Genomic DNA, 19,621 nt, shown 5'->3' on the forward strand with positions numbered 1-19,621 from the left:
GGGGGTTCAAGCGATCGTGAATGGGCCGGAACCGCCCCCCTGCGCATGGCTTCCCGGTGTGTCCTGCATGCATCGCCGCGACACCCGTCCCACCGCTTCGGGGCACCCGGAGGGGGTGTCCCCCGCTCCGCCACTGGACAGGCGCTTTCCCCCGCCCCTATTCTCTGGGCCGGGAGTGCCGCCATGTACACGAAAGTCACCCGCGCGATCCGCGTCACCGTCCAGCCGGTCTTTCTCGACGAGCAGTCCATGCCCGCCGAAAGCCGCTATGTCTGGGCCTATCACGTCCGGATCGAGAACGAAGGCCAGGAAACCGTCCGGCTGCGCACACGCTATTGGCACATCACCGACGCGCTGGGGCGCGTGCAGGAGGTCCGCGGGCCGGGCGTGGTCGGCGAACAGCCGGTGCTGGAGCCCGGCGGCAGCTTCGAATACACCAGCGGAACACCGCTTCCAACGCCGTCCGGCATCATGGTCGGCTCCTACCGGTTCGAAACGGGCGGTGGCGAGGCCTTCGACGTGGCGGTCCCCGCCTTCTCGCTGGACAGCCCGCACCAGCCCCGCCAGCTGAACTGACGCCGGTCGCGCAGCGGTCGCCGGTGAACGTCTGCCCGCCCCGTGCAACCAACCCGCCGCTGCGCGGGCTGAAAGACGGAGCCCGGCGCCTTGATTGTGAGGCGTCCGAACCCACTTGCGCCATATCCCGCCCTGCTGCCTGCCACCTTCGCGAAGACCCCGGTGATCCGGGCGCGCTGCGGGTCGTATTCATACCTGACAGGCCAGCTCCGGCATTGCATGTCGCGGCGACGGGCCGCATGTGACAGGAACCTGTTTGACCGCGACCTGTCTGACCAGGAAATCGAAAGGCTTCGCCCCGTGACGGCTTCCAAGACTCCGCACGCCGACAACATCCTCCGTGGCCCCGGCCACCCCGTCGGCACCAGCCACAGCGAGACCGCGCGCCCCACCCGTGCCGAGGCCGAGGATGCCGTCCGCACGCTGATCCGCTGGGCCGGGGACGATCCGGCGCGCGAGGGCCTGGTCGGCACGCCGGACCGGGTGGTCCGCTCCTACGAGGAGTTCTTCGCCGGTTACGCCATCGACCCCGAGGACATCCTCGCGCGCACGTTCGAGGAGACCGACGGTTACGACGAGATGGTCGTCCTGCGCGACATCCGGCTGGAATCCTACTGCGAGCACCACATGGTGCCGATCATCGGCAAGGCGCACGTCGCCTACCTGCCCCGCCAACGGGTCGTCGGCATCTCCAAGCTGGCGCGGCTCGTCGAGGCCTACGCCAAGCGCCTGCAAATCCAGGAGAAGATGACGGCGCAGATCGCCAACACCATCGATCAGGTGCTCCAGCCCGAAGGCGTCGCCGTGGTGATCGAGGCGCAGCACCAGTGCATGACCACCCGCGGCGTGCACAAGACCGGCGTGACCATGGTAACCAGCCGGATGCTGGGCGCCTTCCGCAGCGACCCGTCCACCCGGCGCGAGTTCCTGTCGATGATCGGCAACCCAGGCTCCCGCGCGGAGTGAGCCAAGTCCGCCTTAATCCGCGCGGATGCCGTGCTGGCGCAGCAGGCTGTAGAGAGTCGGGCGGCTGACCCCGAGCAGGCGAGCCGTCGCCGACAGGTTGCCACCGGAGCGGGCCAGCGTGTCGAGCAGGGCGCGCCGCTCCGTCTCGTCGCGCAGGACGCGCAGCGTCGGCGGGGCGTCCCCAGTGGCCAGCCGGCGCCCTTCCAGCTCCAGGTCGGCGCGCTGGAAGGCGCGCTGCACCACCCCGGCCAGTTCCTGCGCGTCGATCGGCTTGCTGCACACCTCATGGGCGCCGCGGGCCACCGCGCGCACCGCCAACACCCGCTGGTCACGCGGGGCGAGCGCGATGACCTTGATCGACGGCGCCTCGCCCAGGATCAGCGACAGGGCGTCCAGGCCGTGGCCGCTCCCATTCGGCGGCTCGGTCAGTTGCGCCAGATCGACCGACAGGGCCACCACCGGGGGCCGGTGCGCCCGCACCGCCTCCAGCGCGTCCGTCACGCCGCCCGCGGCGACGATCCGGCACACCGGCAGGGCGTCCTGGACCCGGCCTTCCAGGGTGGGATCGTCATCGACGACAAGCAGCGTGCGTGGGACCATGATTCTCCAACTCTCCGACCTGGAAGCGGGACGGCGGTCAGAATCGCGGCAGGCGGCCCGTCTGTCCAAGGCGCGTTGGCATGAACACGGACGCAATTTGGGAAAAATTGCATCGTCGAAAGGGGTGCACCGCGGCGGTGCGTCCTCCCCTCCGTCCCCCTCTCCCCCTCGCCGGGGCGATCTGCTAAGCTCCCGGCGTGAAAGGGCGAATCCGCGCCCGGGGGAGCAAGGCCGAGATGGCGGCGAAGGTCACACCGGCGGTGAACGCCACGAAGGCGGCGGGGATTGCCCACCGCCTGATGGAGTATGAGTACGACCCCTCGGCGGACGCCATCGGCCTGCACGCGGCGGCGGCCATGGGGCTGGACCCGGCGGTGGTCTACAAGACGCTGATCGTCCAGCTGGAACCGAAGGCGCTGGCCTGCGTCGTCATCCCCGTCGCGGCGAAGCTGGACCTGAAGGCGCTCGCCGCCGCCGCCGGGGCCAAGAAGGCCGATCTCGCCGACCCCACCCTGGCCGAGCGGACCACCGGCTACATGGTCGGCGGCATCAGCCCGCTGGGCCAGCGCAAGGCCTTGCCCACATTCATCGATTCCAGCGCCGACACCCTGCCGGAGATGGTCGTCAACGGCGGGCGCCGTGGTCTGCAAATCGCCCTGGCCCCGGCGGATCTGGCCCGCGCGACGAAGGCGGTGGTGCGGCGGATCGTCGTGCAGTAGGCGAAACGGGCTGAAGCCGTCACGCCGCCCGCCAAGCCGTCGCCCCCCGGTCAACCGGCCGGCCGCCGCGCGCCCGCCCACAGGGTGCCCAGCCCGGCGGCGGCGATCAGCACCCCGCCCAGCAGCACCGCGGGCGCCGGGCGTTCGCCCCACCACAGGAAGCCGATGGCCGCCGAGGCCGCGATCCCCAGATAATCGATGGGCGCCAGCACCGCCGCGGGCGCCCGGCGGAAGGCGGCGGCGTTCAGCAGAATGGCCGCCCCCGCGGCGAGGCCCAGCAGCAGGAAGGCCGGCAGGTCGGCCGCATCAGGCATCCGGAAGCCGGTCAGCAGGGCCGCCGGGGCGGTCAGCAGGCACCCCGCCACCACGAAGACCAGCCCGGTGGCCGCCGGCCCGTCGGCCTGGGCCGTCCGCCGGGTCGCCAGGATGCAGACCGCGTTCAGAAAGGCCATGGCGAGCATGGCGAGGCTCCACGGCTCCAGCCGTGTCGGCGGGGCGATCAGGAACACCCCGGCCAGCCCCAGCGCCACGCAGACGGCGGAGGCCGCCCCCGCCCGCTCGCCGATGGCCGGACCGGACAGCAGCACCACGAACAGCGGGGCCGCGTAGGACAGGGCGACCAGATCGGCGAAGGGCAGATGCTGGGTCGCCGCGTAGAAGATCAGCGCGGCCCCGACGCCGCTCAGCGCCCGCACCGCGTGGCCGCCGGGCCGGGTGACCGACAGGGCGCGCCGCCCGGCCATCGCGACGGCGGCCGGAGCGACCACCGGCAGCGACAGCACGAAGCGCAGGAACAGCACCTCCGCCGCGCCGTAGCGGGCGCCCAGGTCGCGGGCCAGCGCCCCGGCGGTCAGCACCAGGGCGAGCGACGCCGCCATCAGCAGCGCCGCCCCCGCGATGCCGGAGCGCCGTTCAGCATCCTCCGGGGCAGGCAGAACGGTCCGCTCAGCGGGCGGAACGCTCAAGCGCCGTGCACTCGCTCAGGAACTCCTCGCGCAGGTCGCGCGACTCCAGCATCTCGCCGTGGAAGGAGCTGTTGACCATGCGGCTGTCGTGGCCGGCGCGCACGCCGCGGTGGGTCTTGCACATGTGCACGGCGCTGATCCGCACGGCCAGCCCGCGGGGCCGGGTGGCCTCGACGATGAAGTTGCCGATCTGCTTGACCAACTCCTCCTGGATCTGGAAGCGGGCGGCGAAATGGTCGACGATCCGGTCGTACTTGGACAGGCCGAGGATGTTGCCGCCCTTGGCCGGCAGGATGCCGATGAAGGCGGTGCCGTAGATCGGCATCAGATGGTGCGCGCAGGTGGAGCGCACGGCGATCGGGCCGGTGACGATCAGATGATCGAACTCCTCGGCGTTGCGGAACTCGGTCAGTTCGGGCGGCGCCGTGAAGCGGCCCTTGAGAAGCTCGCGCACCAGCATCTTGGCGACGCGGCGCGGCGTGTCGCGGGTGTTGTGGTCGTTGCGGTGGTCGATCCGCAGCACGTCGAGCAGTTCTTCGACCTTCCGCGCCGCGGCGTCGATCATGGCCGCCTCGCCCGCGGCGTCCAGCGGCGTGTCGAGCGCCTCGTTCGACCGGCGCGCCTCCATCGCCTCCTGCACGAGGGCGAGAACATTTGCCTGCACCGTCATAAAACCCGATCCCTTCTTTGCTTTGCTTATTCCCGGCAAGGCCGACGCCGCTCGATCTCAAATCTGGCTTGCTCAAACCTGGCTTGCCGGGTCCGGACGCGGCGCCGGCCCGCCGACCCGTTCCGCCGGAAAATGGAGGGAGGCCCGCAGGCCGGCCCCCGCCGCGCCTTCCAGCAGCAGCCGGCCGCCGTGCGCCTCCATCAGGCTCTTCACGATGCTGAGCCCCAGCCCCGACCCCTGGAAACGGCGGGTCGCGCCGTCCTCCGCCTGATAGAACGGTTGGGCGGCCTTTTCAATCTGCTCCGACGTCATGCCGATGCCCTGGTCCTGCACGGCGATGACGAAGCCCCCCTGCGGGTCCAGCCACGCCTGGACCTCGATCACCGACGGGGCGGTGCTGAACTTCACGGCGTTGGACAGCAGGTTCAGCAGCATCTGCCGCACCGCCCGCTCGTCGGCCTGAAGCACCGGCCAGACCGCCCCCGCCGCCGTCCGGATCGTGCGGCCCCGCCCGGCCTGGGTGCCCAGCACCGTGGCGATGGCGGTGCCCACCACCTTGCGCGGGTCCACCGAATCGAAAGTCAGGTTGGCATGGCCCGCCTCCATCTGGGCGACGGTCAGGATGTCGATGACCAGGCCCAGCATGTGCCGGGCGCTGGTCAGGATGTAGCCCGCATACTGGGTGTGCTCCCGGCGGGACGTTTCCCTGGCGCTTTCCTTCGTGCTTCCGGGCGGGGCGCTGCCGCTGGAACGACCGCCGCCATGGATCTCGCCGTCGTCGCGGATCAGCTCCGAAAAGCCGATGATGGCGTTCAGCGGGGTGCGCAGCTCGTGGCTCATGGTCGCCAGGAAGCGGGTCTTGGCCTGGCTGGCCTCCTCCGCCTGGGCGATGGCCGTTTGCAGGGCGTCGGCCATCGCCTCCATCCGGTCGTGCGCCCGCCGGATCGCCCGGTTCTGGATCAGCAGCACCGTGATGAACAGAACGCCGCTGACCGCCAGCCCAACGGCCAGCGTGGAGAACAACCCATGCAGATAGAGCAGATGGTCGTGTCCCTCGTCCACCAGTTCCCCGCCGAACTGCGAGGCGACGGAGGCGAATGCGTTCAGTTCGCGGTCGACGGGCTCCAGCACCGCCAGGGCGGCCAGAGCCTTGTCCGCCGCCGGCAGCGGTCCGACCAGGATCGTGCCGACGGTGTTCAGCGCCTCCTCCAGCCGGGCCACCGTGCGGCGATGCTGCGGGTAGCGGTCCATGAAGAGGGAGGCCTGCCCCTGCCCCAGCACGGCGATGCGGTTGCGCACGATGTCCAGGCGGAGCTGCACCTCCTCCGCATCGACCTTGGCGCCCGGAAGGGCGCTGGCCAGGATGCGCTGCTCCAGCCGCGTCACCTCGCCCACCGTCTGGCCGGCCGCCCAGGCGAAGTTGTAGGGGGCGGCGCCGCGCAGCGCCTCGCCGTAATTCACCACCAGCAGCGAGAGATAGGCGGCGGCCAGGCCGAATGCGCCGGTCAGGATCGCCAGCCAGAACCCAATCCGGCGCGTGCGGTCCTCCGACGCCCAGCCCAGCAGGCGGGACAGCCGCGATCTCCCTTTCGGCGCGGTCTCGGTCGGCGGAGTCACGGGGAGTGCCTTCACTTCACGGTCAGACGGGCGACCTGCCAGACCGAGCGTCCGAAATACTTCTGCCGGTTGGCGTCCGGATCATGGTCGAAATCATAGACGATGAACAGCGGCCCCTTGTCGCTGACCGGCATGTAGGCCCCGTCGCGCTTCAGCGCCAGGATCACCTTGCGGTTGCGGACGTCGTCCATGGGGATCTCGCCGGTGTAGTCGTTCAGCGCCGTCGCGGTCAGCGTCTCGCCGCGCGCCTCCACACGCTCCATAAGGCGGGCGAGAGGCACGCCTTCGAAGGTCACCGGTTCCTTGTACCAGGGGGTGGCGGTGGTGAAGGACACCATGCCGAGCGCTTCCAGCATGGGACGGTCGAAGACCGCCGCACCGTCGCGGTTGGTCGCCCCGATCTGTCCCGAAACGATCAGGATCGGCTTCTCCGTCGGTTCCGGCAACGTCCCGGCACTGGCCGTACCGGCAAGTACAAACAACGCCAAAGCGATAAGACGGCAAGCAACTCTATCCACCATATCGGTTAACCGTCCGCTATTCGGTCATGCAACCTTTATCATGATTGCATTCTACGAACGATCCAACGAAAATTCTGTAAAAATCAGCCCTCGAATTTTTACATACGGAAAGATGCATCGAAATTCACTCATATTTAACTCGTGAAACGACCACGCGGCAACAGTCCGACATCATCGTTTCCGCCCGGATTTTCACATCTTTCCCATGCACATCCCTCCCGACGGAACGCTTATGGACGCCTTGATTCCGGTCCCTTCCGCCCCGCCGCCGGGCGGCTACATCCTGGGAATCGGCACGAACGTGGAAACCGATCTGAACGCGGCGCGGATCGCCATCCGTCTGGCCGACCTGTTCGGCTCCGTCCTGCTCAGCCGCTTCTACCGCACGGCCCCGGTCGGCATGGCGAGCGCCCATTCCTTCGTCAACTACTGCGCCTACGTGCCGAGCGCGCTGGAGCCGGCTTGCTGCAAGGGGCTGTGCGTGGGAATCGAACTGGCGCTGGGCCGCGACCGCGCGCACCCCAGCTGCAAGACGCGCGACCGCCCCGCCGACATCGACCTGATCGGCCGGGTCGGCCGCCCGATCGCGGCGGACGGCTTGGCGGCCCTGCGCCCGGACGCCTATCTGGCCGCCCCCTTCGCGGAAATCGCCGCGCTGCTGACCGGGAGGCCCGTCCCACCGCCGCGGGGCGAGCTGTGCACCGCCGCCCTGCCGGGTTGCCGCGGCGGCTCACCCCGGTTAGGCGAGACGCCGACCACCGTCCACCGCGATGACGGCGCCGGTCTGATAGTGGTTCTGCAGGATGGACTCCACCGCCATGCCGATGGCCTCCACCCCGCCCTCCTCGCCGAGCAGCGTCTCTGACAGCACCCGCGCCCGCGCCTCGGGGCCGTGCCAGTCCTTGAACAGGATCGGCCCCGGCTGGACGACGTTGACCTTCACCTTGGGGGCCAGCCGCTTGGCGAAGGACAGCGCGAGGTTCTGAAGCCCGGCCTTGCTGGCGCAATAGGCGTCGAAGGCCGGGTTGGGGTTGTCGGCGTAGATGTCGGTGATGTGGACGATGTCGGCCCGCCGCGCCGAACAGGCGCCCAGCAGCGGCGCCAGTTCGCGGTTCAGCGCGAAGGGCGCGCGGACATGAACGGCGTGGAAGACATCCAGCTGCCGCAGCGCGTCCCCGGTGCCCGCCGCCGTCGCCGCGAAGGCCGAGGCGTTGTGGATCACCGCCCGCAGGCTGCCCGCCACGGCCCGCACCGCCCCGGCCAGCCGCAGGCCGCCGTCCGGATCGGCCAGATCGCCGTGCAGGCAGACCGCCCCGGCGGCGCGCAGCCGCTCCACGTCGTCGGTGGGCGTGCGGTAATGGGCGAGGACGGGGTGTCCCAGCGCCATCATCCGCTCGGCCAGATGCAGACCGACGCGGCGGCCGGCGCCGGTGATGAGAACGGCGTCGTGCAACAGGGGTGCGGTCATGGGAAGACCCCTCGGCAGACTGCGGAACCGGTCGCGGAAGGAGGAAGTGGTGACCCCGGCTGGACTCGAACCAGCTGCCTACGGTTTAGGAAACCGTCGCTCTATCCAGATGAGCTACGGGGCCACGGCGCAGAACATAGCGGCTCCGCCGCGACTTGCCAACCATCCGTCTCCGGCGGCCCATCAGGCCGGCATACCGAAAAGGTTACCGACGGCCGCCGCGCGGCGCGCGGCTCGGCCGGCGAATCCGCTGGGCATGGCCACGCCGCTGCGTATACTGCGCCCATGGCACGCATGCTTTACCTGCGCGACATCGAGGTCGATGTGCACGTCCGCTGCCGCGCCTGCGGCCACGAGGGCGTGTTGCCGCGCGCGGACATGAACCGGCGGTTCGGCCCCAACTATCCCGTCCTGTCCATCGCCCCCCATTACCGCTGCTCGCGCTGCAGTTCCCGCGACACCGAAAGCCGCCCGGCGCCCCCGCCCTTCGCGACGTCCGTGGAGGAGGAATCCCCGTCCTTCGCCGGGCCGCTGGCCGCCCTGCAAGGGCTGCTCGACGCGATGCGGACCCGCAGCGACCCGATGGACGAGGCGGAGGACGCGGCCCCGGCCATGCGGGCGGCCATGCCGCCCCCCATTCCCACGCCGGCCGCCGCTCGGCTTGACCCCGACACGCTGGATCTGGAGTTGGAACGGCTGATCGCGGACGGCGCCGCCGCTCCCGAGTCGGGCCGGCGCCCGCTGTGGGAGCCGGTGTCGCTTGCCGACCTTGCCGGCCACGACGATGACGCCACGGACACCGCCGAGCGCGACGACCCAACGGATTTCGACGACGACGAGGATTGGAGCCCGCGCCGCTGGACTCTTCTGGACCCGGACGCCGATCAGGATGACGGTGAGGACGACGAAGCGGATCGGGTCGAGGCCACCGCCCCACCGCCGGCACCGCCCATCCGGTCGAGCCACCCGGCGGTTGCAGACGATCCGGACGACGCTTCCCGTTCCTTCGACCGCACCATCGCGGCGCTGCGCAGCATCCTGGACGGCCGCGGCGACGGCGCCCGCGCCGAGGAGGCTGCGTCGCCGCCGCCCCTCCCTCAGCCCCTCCCGCCGCCGGCTTTCTCGATCAAGGACGCCATCGGCGCCCCGCAGGACGGCAATCCGGATGAAGACGTCCCCGACGACGACTCCAGCGACGACCCCGAGCCCTCCAACGACGACATCCTGGGCTTCGCCATCCGCGACCCGGACAAGGCCCCGCCCCCGTGGGAGCGCCCGCCCGCCCCCGCCCCCGCCGGCAGCGAACCGCTGGACCGCACCATCGCCGCCCTGCGCAGCATGGTCCAGAAGGCCGCCGCCGACCGCGACGAGGAGGACGGCGACCGTGATGGCGGCGTGGTGACTCCGCTGTTCGGCCGGCCGCGCAAACCGCTCTTCGACAGCGACGATGGTCCGGAGGAGGTCGAAGCGGAGGAACGGAAAACCGCCGCTGACACCGCCACCGACGACGATGACGACGACTTCTGGAACCGCGAAGACGCGGACGATGACGCGGACCGCAACGCAGATGGGGAGGACGAGCCGGAAGAGGACGGCGCCCCCGTGCTGCGCAAGTCCGCCCAGGAACAGGAGATGGAGGAGGCGCTGCGCGCCCTGCGCGCGCTCGTCGAGGCGGAAAGCGACCTGGACGACCCGCCCCATCCTGCTTGGAAAAGCGAAGCGCCCACCCGCCCCGACGCGGACGCCTTGCCCGGCTTCAAGCCGCTGCCGCGCCGCGCCGCGGAGCCGGAAGCGGAACCGGACGATGCCGACGAGCCTCTGGACCTCGTTGAGCCGGTCCCGGTGAACAAGCCGGAAAAGCCCAAGCCCGACGCCGTCAGGCAAGCGGAAGGCAGCGAGTCCGGAAGGAAAACCGCCAAGGACGATTCGAGCGCGCTCGGCAAAACCCTCGCCGCGCTGCGCAACATGCTGGAACTGGACGGCAAGCAGGGGCGCTGAAGCCCCGCTTGTCCATCCTTCAAATTCAGCCGTTTTCCGCCAGGACCATGCCCGCCAGATAGAGCGAACCGCAGATCAGCACGCGGGCCGGTCCAGCGACCCGTCCCCTCAGACTTTGCAGCGCACTTGCCACATCCGCCGCCGCCGCGCTCTCGGCGATGCCGCAGGCGCGGGTGGCCGCGGCGGTGTCCTCGGCCGTCAGCGACGCCTCCTCGCCGGGGATGGCGACGGTGCGGGCGGCGGTGACGAAAGGCGCCAGCGGTCCCAGGAACTCACGTGGCTCCTTGCTCGCCAGCATGCCGTAGACCAGAAGCAGGGGCCGCTCCGGCTCCTCCTCCACCCAGCGCCCAGCCTGGACGGCCAGCACCTCACCCGCCGAATCGTTGTGGCCGCCGTCCAGCCACAGGTCCCAACCCGCGGGAAGCGCGTCGACCAGAGGACCGCGGGTCAGCCGCTGCAGGCGGGCGGGCCACTCCACGGCGGCGAGGCCGCGGCGTACCGCCGCGTCGTCCACCACGACCGGCAAATGGTCCAGGCAGGCCAGCGCCACCCCGGCGTTGACGATCTGGTGCGCCCCGGACAGCCCCGGCAGCGGCAGCTCGATGCGGCGGCGGGCGCTTTCGAAGCGGAAGCCGCCATCGGTCGGGGTGACCAACCAGCCGTGAACCGGCGCGCCGATCACCTCGGCCCGCGCTGCCAGGGTGCGGGCAGCCTCCTCCGCGGGCTGCGGGAAGATCACGGCGGGGACGCCCGGCTTGAAGATGCCGGCCTTCTCGCCCGCGATGGCCTCCAGCGTGTCGCCGAGGAACTGGCGATGGTCGTAGGAGATGCGCGTGATCGCGGTGACCGCCGGGCGGTCCACCACGTTGGTGGCGTCCAGCCGCCCGCCCAGCCCGGTTTCCAGCAGGACCACGTCCGCCGGCTCCCGCGCGAAGGCGAGCAGGGCGGCGACCGTCGTCACCTCGAAGAAGGTGATCGGCCCACCGCCGTTGGCGACCTCGCATTCCTCCAGCAGGGCGGCCAGCCGGTCGTCGTCGATCAGCGTGCCGGCCAGCCGGATGCGCTCGTGGAAGCGCACGAGGTGCGGCGAGGTGTAGACATGCACCCGCAGCCCCGCAGCCTCCAGCATCGCCCGCAGGAAGGCGAGCGTCGAGCCCTTGCCGTTGGTGCCCGCCACATGGACCACCGGCGGCAGGCGCCGCTCCGGATGGCCCAGCGCGGCGAGCAGCCGGTGCACGCGGTCCAGCGACAGATCGATGACCTTGGGGTGCAGCCCCTTCAGCCGGTCGAGAACCGGATCGGCGAGCGACATCGCGGGATCAGGCCGGCTGCTCGGAGCCGGTCCTCTCGGCGCCCGCCCTTTCGGCGCCAGCTTGCGACGGCGTCTCGTCGGCGGCCTCCGCCTGGCTGCGCGGCTCCTCCGCCTGGACAGCCGCGACCGGCAGCGCTTCCGACGCGACGGCCAGGACTGGCTGCATCAGCAGGGTCAGGACGCGCGACAGGGTCGGGCGCAGGTCGCGGCGATGGACGACCATGTCCACCATGCCGTGCTCCTGGAGATACTCGGAGCGCTGGAAGCCCTCCGGCAGGGTCTCGCGGATCGTGCTCTCGATCACGCGGGCGCCGGCGAAGCCGATCTGCGCGCCCTTCTCGGCGATGTGGATGTCGCCGATCATCGCGAAGGAAGCGGTGACGCCGCCGGTCGTCGGGTCGGTCAGCACCACGATGTAGGGCAGGCCCGCTTCCTTGACCATCTCCACCGCGATGGTGGTGCGCGGCATCTGCATCAGCGACAGGATGCCTTCCTGCATGCGCGCGCCGCCCGAGGCCGGAACGACGATCAGCGCCGCCTTCTGGGCGATGGCGGTGCGGGCGGCGGCCAGGATGCCCTCGCCCACCGCGATGCCCATCGAGCCGCCCATGAAGCCGAAGTCGAAGGCCGCGACGACCGCCGGCTGCCCGCCGATCAGGCCGGAGCCGACGACGATGGCGTCATGCCGGCCCGTCTTGGTCTGGGCTTCCTTCAGGCGGTCGGTGTAGCGCTTCTGGTCGCGGAACTTCAGCGGATCGACCACCGACTTGGGCAGCTCGACCGACTGGTAATCGCCCTCGTCGAACATCGAGGCCAGCCGCTTGATCGGGTCCAGCCGCATGTGGAAGCCGCAGTGCTGGCAGACGTTGAGGTTCTCCTCCAGATCGCGGTGGAAGAGCATCGCCTCGCAGCTCGGGCACTTGTGCCAGAGGTTGTCGGGAACCTCCTTGCGGGCATAGAGGGCGCGGATCTTGGGACGGACGTAGTTGGTAAGCCAGTTCATCGAATTCTTCCTGATATCCCGCTCAGCCGACGCACTCAGACGCGCGCGCCGCGCACGCCGCCGGCCAGTTCCCGGACAAAGCCCAGCACATCCTCGGCCAACCCCGGACGGGCCTTGCCCTGCGCGTCCAGCCCGCCGGCCAGCCGCGTGACGATGGCCGAGCCGACCACCGCCGCGTCGGCGACGCGGGCGACGTCGGCCGCCTGCTCCGGCGTCTTGATGCCGAAGCCGACCGCCACCGGCAGGTCGGTGTGGCGCTTCAGACGCTCCACCGCGGCGCCCACCGCGGCGTTGTCGGCGCTGGCCGCGCCGGTGATGCCGGCGATCGACACGTAATAGACGAAGCCCGAGGTGTTCTGGAGAACCGTCGGCAGGCGCTTGTCGTCGGTGGTCGGCGTCGCCAGACGGATGAAGTTCACCCCGGCCTTCAACGCCGGGATGCACAGCTCCTCGTCCTCTTCGGGCGGCAGGTCGACGACGATCAGCCCGTCCACCCCGGCCTCGATCGCGTCGGCCAGGAAGCGGTCCACCCCATAGGCGTGGATCGGGTTGTAATAGCCCATCAGGATGACCGGCGTGTCGGCGTCCGTCGCGCGGAAGCCGCGCACGAGGTCCAGCGTCTTGCGCGCCGTCGTCCCGGCGTGGAGCGCGCGCAGGCTGGCCGCCTGGATCGCCGGGCCGTCGGCCATCGGGTCGGAGAAGGGCAGCCCCAGCTCGATCAGGTCGGCGCCCGCGGCGGGCAGGCCGTGCAGGACGGCGCGGCAGGTTTCCAGATCCGGGTCGCCCGCGGTGATGAAGGTGACGAGGCCGGCGCGGCCCTCCGCCTTCAGCGCGGCGAACCGCCGGGCGATGCGGCCGTTGTCGACGGCCTTGTCGTTGAGGGCGCTCACAGCTTCACTCCCAGATGCTGGGCGACGGAGAAGATGTCCTTGTCGCCGCGGCCCGACAGGCAGAGCACCATCAGGTGGTCCTTGGGCAGTTTCGGGGCGCGCTTCACGATCTCCGCCAGCGCGTGCGCCGATTCCAGCGCGGGGATGATGCCCTCGGTGCGGGCGCAGAGCTGGAAGGCGTCCAGCGTCTCCTGGTCGGTGGCCGAGACATACTCGACGCGCCCGATGTCGTGCAGCCAGCTGTGCTCCGGCCCGACGCCCGGATAGTCGAGGCCGGCGGAGATGGAGTGGCCCTCCAGGATCTGCCCGTCCTCATCCTGGAGCAGGTAGGTGCGGTTGCCGTGCAGGACGCCGGGGCGCCCGCCGGTGATCGAGGCGGCGTGGGCCAGCGGCCCCTTCTCGATGCCGTGGCCGGCGGCCTCGACCGCGACCATCTGCACCGACGGGTCGTCGAGGAAGGGATGGAACAGGCCGATGGCGTTGGAGCCGCCGCCGACGCAGGCGACGAGGCTGTCCGGAAGGCGGCCCTCCAGCTCCTGCATCTGGACGCGCACCTCGTCGCCGATCACCGACTGGAAATCGCGGACCATGGCGGGGTACGGGTGCGGGCCGGCGGCGGTGCCGATCAGGTAGTAGGTGTCGGCGACGTTGGTCACCCAGTCGCGCAGCGCCTCGTTCATCGCGTCCTTCAGCGTCCGCGCGCCGGAGGTCACCGGAACCACCTCGGCCCCCAGCAGCTTCATGCGGAAGACGTTGGGCTGCTGGCGGGCGATGTCGGTCTCGCCCATGTAGATGACGCAGGGCATGTCGAACAGCGCGCAGACCGTGGCGGTCGCCACACCATGCTGGCCGGCGCCCGTCTCGGCGATGATCCGCTTCTTGCCCATGCGGCGGGCGAGCAGGATCTGGCCGATGCAGTTGTTGATCTTGTGCGCGCCGGTGTGGTTCAGCTCCTCGCGCTTGAAGTAGATCTTCGCGCCGCCGAGCTTCTCCGTCAGGCGTTCGGCGTAATAGAGCGGGTTCGGGCGGCCGACATACTGCTTGAGCTGCTCGCGGATCGCGCCCTCGAAGGCGGGATCGGCCCGGGCCTCGCGGTAGGCTTTCTCCACCTCAAGGATCAGGGGCATCAGCGTCTCGGCGACGAAGCGTCCGCCATAGATGCCGAAATGCCCGCGCTCGTCGGGACCGGAACGGTAGGTGTTGGGTCTGGTCATGGCCTGGGAAACTGCCTGAAGCGGGCCGCGCGGCGCCCGGAAGGCGCCACCATAGCGGCGGATCGCCCGGATTTGAAGCGTTCGCCGAACCTTTCGCCGAACATGCCCACAACATGGGAAAAGCCGCGGCGAAGGCAATGAGGCAATGCGGCATGGCCGGCCAAGCGGCATGGCGGAGCGCCGCCGCCCGCCCCCCGCTCACCCGCCCTCATCCCCCAAGCGGCGGGGCGTAGTGCAGGCCGCCGTTCATCCACAGCCCGTTCATCCCGCGGTCGATGCCCAGCGGCGAGGCGGCGCCCAGATGGCGATCGAAAATCTCGCCATAGTTCCCGACCTGCGTGACCACGCGGAAGGCCCAGTCGTCGTCCAGCCCCAGCCCCCAGCCGACCCCGGTGGCGGCCCCGAGGAAGCGGCGCACCTCCGGGTCCTGCGCCTCCTCCTTCAGGCGGGCGGCGTTCGTGGCGGTGATGCCCTTCTCCTCGGCCAGGACGGTGGCCAGGAACACCCAGCGCACGACGTCGAACCACCGCCGCTCGTCCGGGCGCACCATCGGGCCCAGCGGCTCCTTGGAGATCGCCTCCGGCAGGATGACGTAGTCGTCGCGCTCGGGCGCCTTCAGCAGACGCTGGGCGTGCAGGCCGATGCGGTCGCTGGTGTAGAGGTCGCAATGGTGGTTGAAGAAGGCCGACAGCGCCCCTTCGGTCGAGCGCACCCGTTTCAGACGGAAGCGCACGCCGGTGCGGGCCATCCAGTCCTCCAGGTTGCGCAGGGTGGTGGTCTGCTCGATCACGCAGACGGAAGCGCCGGGCGGCAGGTCGGACAGGCGGGCGACGCCCTGGGCGCGGTGGGCGATGAATCCCTGGCCGTCGAACAGGTAGACCGCCGGGAAATCGATGCCGAAGGTGGCGTCGCGCTGCAGGGTCCAGGTGGTCCCCTCCATCACCACGTCCACCTCGCCGTTGCGCAGGATGGCGAAGCGGTTCTCGGAGTTGGTTTCGACGAATTCCACGCGGTCGGCCTTGCCGGCGACGGCGGCGGCCAGCGCCCGGCACATGTCCACGAAGAAGCCGCGCCAGTTGCCGCTGTCGTCCACCGCCGCCAGACCGGCCCCGCTGGACGAGACGCCGCAGCGCAGCAGCCCGCGCTCCCGCACATCCTCCATGGTTTCGGCGCGCGGCCCGCCGGTTGGCGCGGCCAACGCCGCCGCTAGGACCGCGACGATCATTGCGGCGCGCGCGAAAGACCGGACCAAGCCCATCGGCCACTCCCCCCTCTGCCACCTGCGGTCAGCTTTGGTCCGGCAACCGGCGCGGGTCAAGCCCGCCCGGCGCTCCCTTGCCCAGCGCCCCATTGCCCAGCGTGCGATTGCGGCACGGGGGTGTGAATTGCGCCCGGTCGATTGCCCGTGTTATCTCAAGCGGACGACAAGAATCGAGGGACGGGCATGCGGCTTCCCCGGCTGGGCGTGGCGTTTCGCATCCTGGCGGGTCTGACCGTGATCGCCGGCCTGACCGCCGCCACCGGCGTGGTGGCCGTCTCCCTCTTCGGCCGCTTCCATCAGGGGTTCGAGCAGATCGCCACGGCCAAGGTGCCGGGCCTCGTCAACGCCTCGCAGCTGGCCCAGCAGAGCGGCACGCTGGCCGCCAACGCCCCGGCCCTGGTGGCGGTGCAGAGCCAGTCGGTGCGCGAATCGGTGATGGCCCGGCTGAGCGACCAGATCGCCCTGCTGGAAGACCTGATGAACCGGCTGCGCGACCGCGGCACCGACGTGGCCGACGTGGCCGAGCTGCAGCGCCGCAAGAACGAGCTGATCGCCAACCTGATGACCCTGAACACCCAGGTGGAGCGCCAGCTCGCCGCCGCCGCGGAGACGGGCGGGCTGGTCGGCCGCCTGATGCAGCTGGCCGAGCGCATCCGCGACGCCGAGGAATCGCTGCGGGACAAGACCCCGGCCCCCCGGACCCAGGCGGAGTGGGAGGAGGCCCAGGGCGTCGAACGGCGGGTCGACCTGTGGACGGCGGAGGCGCAGCACGCCATCCTGCTGATGCTCGCCGCCTCCCGCGCCGACCACGAGGCGCGGGTGGACCGGCTGCGGCAGGACTACCGCGCCGCGATGGACCGCGCGGCGGAGGTGGTGGCCGGCCTGCCCCCCGGCGCCGCCTTCGACCTGGAGCCGCTGTACCGGGAGCTGGAGGCGCTGGGGCTCGGGGAACACAATCTGTTCAACAGCCGCCTGACGGAAATCGGGCTGGCCCGCGCCATCAAGGGCTCCATCGCGCGCAACCAGAACGTCTCCGACCGGCTGGTCGGCGCGGTGTCGGACCATTTCCTGGCCATCGAGCGGGACATCGCCGCCCGCTCCGGCGAGTTCGAGCGGGTGATCCGCGACGGCAAGAACGCCATCCTGACGATGGCCGTGGTCTCCATCCTCGGCGCTCTCGGCATCTTCCTCTACATCCACCGCAACGTGGTGCGGCGGCTGCGCGGGCTGCAGACGGCCATGGCCGCGTCGGCCGCCGGGCGGTCCGTCGCCATTCCCACCCACGGGCAGGACGAGATCGCCGACATGGCGCGCGCCCTGCACTATTTCGTCGCCACCATCCGCTCGCGCGAGCACGCCCTGTCGGACAGCGAGCGCCGCCTGCGCGCGATCCTGGAAGAGAGCCCGGTCGGCGTGTCGATCGGGCGGCCCGACGGCTCCGTGGCCTTCGCCAACGCCCGCGCCGCTGAACTGGCCGGGCTGCCGCCCGACGCCTTCGTCGGGCGCCGCCACGCGCTGGCCCTGCCCGGCGCCACCCTGCGGGGACGCACACCCCCGCAGGACGGAGCCGGGCTGGTCGCCCGCGACGTCGAGGTGGCGGTGGACCGGCCCGACGGCAGCCGCGTCTGGGCGCTCCAGACGCTTCAGCGCACGGAGTTCGAGGGCGAGCCGGCGATCCTCGCCTGGAGCTACGACATCACCGGCCGCAAGCGCGCCGAGGAGGATCTGCGCCACGCCAAGGAGCAGGCGGAGGTCGCCGCCCGGTCCAAGTCGGAGTTCCTGGCGACCATGAGCCACGAGATCCGCACCCCGATGAACGGCGTGCTGGGCATGCTGGAGCTGATCGCCCTGAGCCCGCTGGACGCGGAGCAGACCGAACTCGTCACCACCGTGCGCGACAGCGCGACGGCGCTGCTGCGGATCATCGACGACATCCTGGACCTGTCCAAGATCGAGGCGGGCAAGCTCGACCTCGACGAGATGGACCTCGACCCGCGCGAGCTGGTGGAGGGGGTGGCGGAGCTGCTGGCCCCGCAGGCCCATCAGAAGGCGCTGCTTCTCGTCTGCGACCTCGACCGCAAGGTGCCCGCGGCGGTGCGCGGCGACCCCGGACGGCTGCGCCAGATCCTGTTCAACCTGACGGGCAACGCCATCAAGTTCACCGACGCGGGCCGGGTCGTCCTGCGCACCCGGCTGGAGCCGTCCGACGCCGGGTCGGACCGGCTGCGCCTGCGCTTCTCGGTGGAGGACACCGGCATCGGCATCAGCGGCGCCGGCCAGGCCCGCCTGTTCCAGCCCTTCAGCCAGGCCGACAGCTCCACCACCCGCCGCTTCGGCGGCACCGGGCTGGGGCTGGCCATCTGCGCCCGCCTCGTGGAGATGATGGGCGGACGCATCGGCGTCGAGTCGGCGCCGGGCTGCGGTTCCACCTTCTGGTTCACGGTCGATCTGGCGCCGGGCGATCCGCGAACGGTCCCCGGCGACGACACCGACCTGAGCGGCCTGTCCATCATCGTGGCGGACCCGGACCCGGTGCAGCGCTCCGTCCTGATCCGCGCGCTGGAGGACAAGCGCGCCGCCGTCGCCGACGCCACGACGGCGGACGAGGCGGTGGAGTTGCTGACGATGGCCGATGCCGACCTGCTGGTCCTCTCCGACGGCCTGCTGGAGCACCATCCCGACGACGCGCCCGGCGCGCCCAACCCGCGGCTGTCGGCGCCGGCGGTGCTGGCCCGCGTCGTCGCCGCCGGGGTCCGCCCGCCGCCCACGCTGCATCTGGTGGACGGGCGGGAGCAGGCCGGCGACTGCCCGTCGGATACCGACGAGGACGGCGCACCGCCCGCCGGTCAGCCGCCGCGCCACGACCATCTCGGCCGCCCGATCCGCCGCGACGCCCTGTTCCGCCGTCTGGCCACCCTCGCCGGGCGCGCCGTTCCGCCGGACCGCCACGCCGACTCCCCGCTGGCCATGGCGGACGGTGGTCCGGCGGCCATCAACCCGGTGATCAACCCGGCGGCGCCCCCGCCGACGATCCTGGTGGCGGAGGACCACCCGACGAACCAGCAGGTGATCCTGCGCCAGCTCCGCCAGCTCGGCTTCGAGGCCGACCTGAGCGGCGACGGGCTGGAGGCGCTGACCGCCTGGAGGGCGCGGCCCTACCGCCTGCTGATCACCGATTGCCACATGCCGCGCATGGACGGCTACGAGCTGTCGCGCCAGATCCGCAGCGCCGAATCGGCTCCCGGTCCCCGCCCGCGCACCGCCATCATCGCCATGACCGCCAACGCCCTGGCCGGGGAGATGGAGCGCTGCACCGCCGCGGGAATGGACGACTACATCGCCAAGCCGGTGACCCTGAAGCAGCTCGCCGCCGCCCTGAACCGGGCGCTGGGCGAAGGCAGCGTCATGCCCCCCGACGAGCCGCCCGCGGCGGAGGGCGTCGGGACGGCGGAGCAGACGCTGGACCTCGACCATGTCCGCACCACCTTCGGCGGATTCGACGCGGCGTCGCTGGACATGCTGGATTTCTTTCTGGAAACCACCCGCCCGCTGCTGGACGAGGCCGCCGCCGCCCTGGAGCGGAGCGACCTGGAGGCCGTCCGCGGCACCGCCCACACGCTGGCCGGGGCGGCGCGCACGGCGGGGGCCAACCGGCTGGGCCGCGCCGCGTCCGCCCTGGAACTCGCCGCCCATCGCGGCGATCAGGACGGGGCCGGGCACGCCCTGACGGCGGTGCGCACCGCCTACCCGGCGGTCGAATCGGCGATCCGCGCCCTGCGGATCGGGGAGGCGGTGTAGCCGGGAGAAAGGGCCGCACCACCCCGAAAGTGGCACCACTCCC

General features: G+C 71.0%; 16 protein-coding genes, 1 tRNA gene and 1 pseudogene. 6 read left to right on the plus strand and 12 right to left on the minus strand.

Annotation, left to right across the window (positions count from 1 at the left end):
• Nucleotides 1–183: 183 nt before the first annotated feature.
• A complete protein-coding gene (gene apaG / locus JJL56_RS07200) occupies nt 184–576 on the plus strand; it encodes a Co2+/Mg2+ efflux protein ApaG (protein WP_014238636.1) in 393 nt (130 codons plus the stop codon).
• A 333-nt stretch (nt 577–909) separates the two neighbouring features.
• Nucleotides 910–1,542 carry a GTP cyclohydrolase I FolE gene (gene folE, locus JJL56_RS07205; protein WP_186452795.1) on the plus strand — a complete coding sequence of 211 codons (633 nt, stop codon included), beginning with the start codon at nt 910–912 and terminating at the stop codon, nt 1,540–1,542.
• Nucleotides 1,543–1,554: 12 nt separating this feature from the next.
• Here the strand turns inward: folE (JJL56_RS07205) and JJL56_RS32970 are convergent, their stop codons facing one another.
• Nucleotides 1,555–2,142, minus strand: coding sequence for a helix-turn-helix domain-containing protein (locus tag JJL56_RS32970; protein WP_145622961.1), 588 nt, complete (start codon nt 2,140–2,142; stop codon nt 1,555–1,557).
• Between the two features lie 236 nt (nt 2,143–2,378).
• On the opposite strand from JJL56_RS32970, the gene ybaK reads away from it, so the two are divergent.
• Nucleotides 2,379–2,861 (plus strand): Cys-tRNA(Pro) deacylase, encoded by a 483-nt coding sequence (gene ybaK, locus JJL56_RS07215; protein ID WP_200484735.1) that lies wholly within the window; start codon nt 2,379–2,381, stop codon nt 2,859–2,861.
• 50 nt (nt 2,862–2,911) lie between these two features.
• On the opposite strand, the gene JJL56_RS07220 is transcribed toward ybaK, so the two are convergent.
• From JJL56_RS07220 to JJL56_RS07235, 4 genes are all read right to left on the minus strand, one after another.
• Entirely contained in the window at nt 2,912–3,826 is a 915-nt protein-coding gene (locus JJL56_RS07220; protein WP_200484738.1) for a DMT family transporter, read from the minus strand.
• Nucleotides 3,807–4,496, minus strand: a complete 690-nt coding sequence (folE, locus tag JJL56_RS07225) for a GTP cyclohydrolase I (protein ID WP_200484741.1) — start codon at nt 4,494–4,496, stop codon at nt 3,807–3,809. Before folE (JJL56_RS07225) ends, JJL56_RS07220 begins: the two co-directional genes overlap by 20 nt.
• Before the next feature lie 72 nt (nt 4,497–4,568).
• Nucleotides 4,569–6,113 carry an ATP-binding protein gene (locus tag JJL56_RS33905; protein ID WP_200484743.1) on the minus strand — a complete coding sequence of 515 codons (1,545 nt, stop codon included), beginning with the start codon at nt 6,111–6,113 and terminating at the stop codon, nt 4,569–4,571.
• Between the two features lie 11 nt (nt 6,114–6,124).
• Nucleotides 6,125–6,559, minus strand: a complete 435-nt coding sequence (locus JJL56_RS07235) for a putative pterin-binding protein (protein WP_247890970.1) — start codon at nt 6,557–6,559, stop codon at nt 6,125–6,127.
• A 307-nt stretch (nt 6,560–6,866) separates the two neighbouring features.
• Between JJL56_RS07235 and JJL56_RS32980 the strand changes: the two are divergent.
• A pseudogene (locus JJL56_RS32980) lies at nt 6,867–7,190 on the plus strand (2-amino-4-hydroxy-6-hydroxymethyldihydropteridine diphosphokinase); the annotation flags it as partial.
• A 183-nt stretch (nt 7,191–7,373) separates the two neighbouring features.
• On the opposite strand, the gene JJL56_RS07240 reads toward JJL56_RS32980, so the two are convergent.
• Both JJL56_RS07240 and JJL56_RS07245 read right to left on the minus strand, forming a co-directional pair.
• A complete protein-coding gene (locus JJL56_RS07240) occupies nt 7,374–8,102 on the minus strand; it encodes an SDR family oxidoreductase (RefSeq protein ID WP_200484748.1) in 729 nt (242 codons plus the stop codon).
• Between the two features lie 47 nt (nt 8,103–8,149).
• Nucleotides 8,150–8,226 (minus strand) — tRNA-Arg (locus JJL56_RS07245).
• A gap of 161 nt (nt 8,227–8,387) precedes the next feature.
• On the opposite strand from JJL56_RS07245, the gene JJL56_RS07250 reads away from it, so the two are divergent.
• Nucleotides 8,388–10,100: a hypothetical protein gene (locus tag JJL56_RS07250; RefSeq protein WP_200484751.1), complete on the plus strand. Its 1,713-nt coding sequence runs from the start codon at nt 8,388–8,390 to the stop codon at nt 10,098–10,100.
• Between the two features lie 25 nt (nt 10,101–10,125).
• Here JJL56_RS07250 and JJL56_RS07255 read toward each other — a convergent pair whose 3' ends face one another.
• The 5 genes from JJL56_RS07255 to JJL56_RS07275 form a co-directional block, all read right to left on the minus strand.
• Entirely contained in the window at nt 10,126–11,412 is a 1,287-nt protein-coding gene (locus JJL56_RS07255) for a bifunctional folylpolyglutamate synthase/dihydrofolate synthase (RefSeq protein ID WP_200484754.1), read from the minus strand.
• 7 nt (nt 11,413–11,419) lie between these two features.
• Nucleotides 11,420–12,415: an acetyl-CoA carboxylase, carboxyltransferase subunit beta gene (accD, locus tag JJL56_RS07260; protein ID WP_145622971.1), complete on the minus strand. Its 996-nt coding sequence runs from the start codon at nt 12,413–12,415 to the stop codon at nt 11,420–11,422.
• Between the two features lie 35 nt (nt 12,416–12,450).
• Complete coding sequence (gene trpA, locus JJL56_RS07265) at nt 12,451–13,305, minus strand: tryptophan synthase subunit alpha (protein ID WP_145622972.1); 855 nt, start codon at nt 13,303–13,305, stop codon at nt 12,451–12,453.
• Nucleotides 13,302–14,519, minus strand: coding sequence for a tryptophan synthase subunit beta (gene trpB, locus JJL56_RS07270; protein ID WP_145622973.1), 1,218 nt, complete (start codon nt 14,517–14,519; stop codon nt 13,302–13,304). Before trpB ends, trpA begins: the two co-directional genes overlap by 4 nt.
• Nucleotides 14,520–14,727: 208 nt before the next feature.
• Nucleotides 14,728–15,771, minus strand: coding sequence for an amino acid ABC transporter substrate-binding protein (locus tag JJL56_RS07275; protein ID WP_200484756.1), 1,044 nt, complete (start codon nt 15,769–15,771; stop codon nt 14,728–14,730).
• A 192-nt stretch (nt 15,772–15,963) separates the two neighbouring features.
• On the opposite strand from JJL56_RS07275, the gene JJL56_RS07280 reads away from it, so the two are divergent.
• Nucleotides 15,964–19,578 (plus strand): ATP-binding protein, encoded by a 3,615-nt coding sequence (locus JJL56_RS07280; protein ID WP_200484759.1) that lies wholly within the window; start codon nt 15,964–15,966, stop codon nt 19,576–19,578.
• Nucleotides 19,579–19,621 lie beyond the last annotated feature (43 nt).

Origin of the sequence: Azospirillum aestuarii (assembly GCF_016632405.1) — a bacterium.
Lineage (GTDB): Bacteria > Pseudomonadota > Alphaproteobacteria > Azospirillales > Azospirillaceae > Azospirillum > Azospirillum aestuarii.

Excerpts from the sequence above, each read along its gene's own strand:
- apaG (WP_014238636.1), top strand. The coding sequence starts at position 184 with ATGTACACGAAAGTCACCCGCGCGATCCGCGTCACCGTCCAGCCGGTC.
- JJL56_RS32970 (WP_145622961.1), bottom strand. The coding sequence starts at position 2,142 with ATGGTCCCACGCACGCTGCTTGTCGTCGATGACGATCCCACCCTGGAA.
- ybaK (WP_200484735.1), top strand. The coding sequence starts at position 2,379 with ATGGCGGCGAAGGTCACACCGGCGGTGAACGCCACGAAGGCGGCGGGG.
- folE (WP_200484741.1), bottom strand. The coding sequence starts at position 4,496 with ATGACGGTGCAGGCAAATGTTCTCGCCCTCGTGCAGGAGGCGATGGAG.
- JJL56_RS07240 (WP_200484748.1), bottom strand. The coding sequence starts at position 8,102 with ATGACCGCACCCCTGTTGCACGACGCCGTTCTCATCACCGGCGCCGGC.
- JJL56_RS07250 (WP_200484751.1), top strand. The coding sequence starts at position 8,388 with ATGGCACGCATGCTTTACCTGCGCGACATCGAGGTCGATGTGCACGTC.
- JJL56_RS07255 (WP_200484754.1), bottom strand. The coding sequence starts at position 11,412 with ATGTCGCTCGCCGATCCGGTTCTCGACCGGCTGAAGGGGCTGCACCCC.
- accD (WP_145622971.1), bottom strand. The coding sequence starts at position 12,415 with ATGAACTGGCTTACCAACTACGTCCGTCCCAAGATCCGCGCCCTCTAT.
- trpB (WP_145622973.1), bottom strand. The coding sequence starts at position 14,519 with ATGACCAGACCCAACACCTACCGTTCCGGTCCCGACGAGCGCGGGCAT.
- JJL56_RS07280 (WP_200484759.1), top strand. The coding sequence starts at position 15,964 with ATGCGGCTTCCCCGGCTGGGCGTGGCGTTTCGCATCCTGGCGGGTCTG.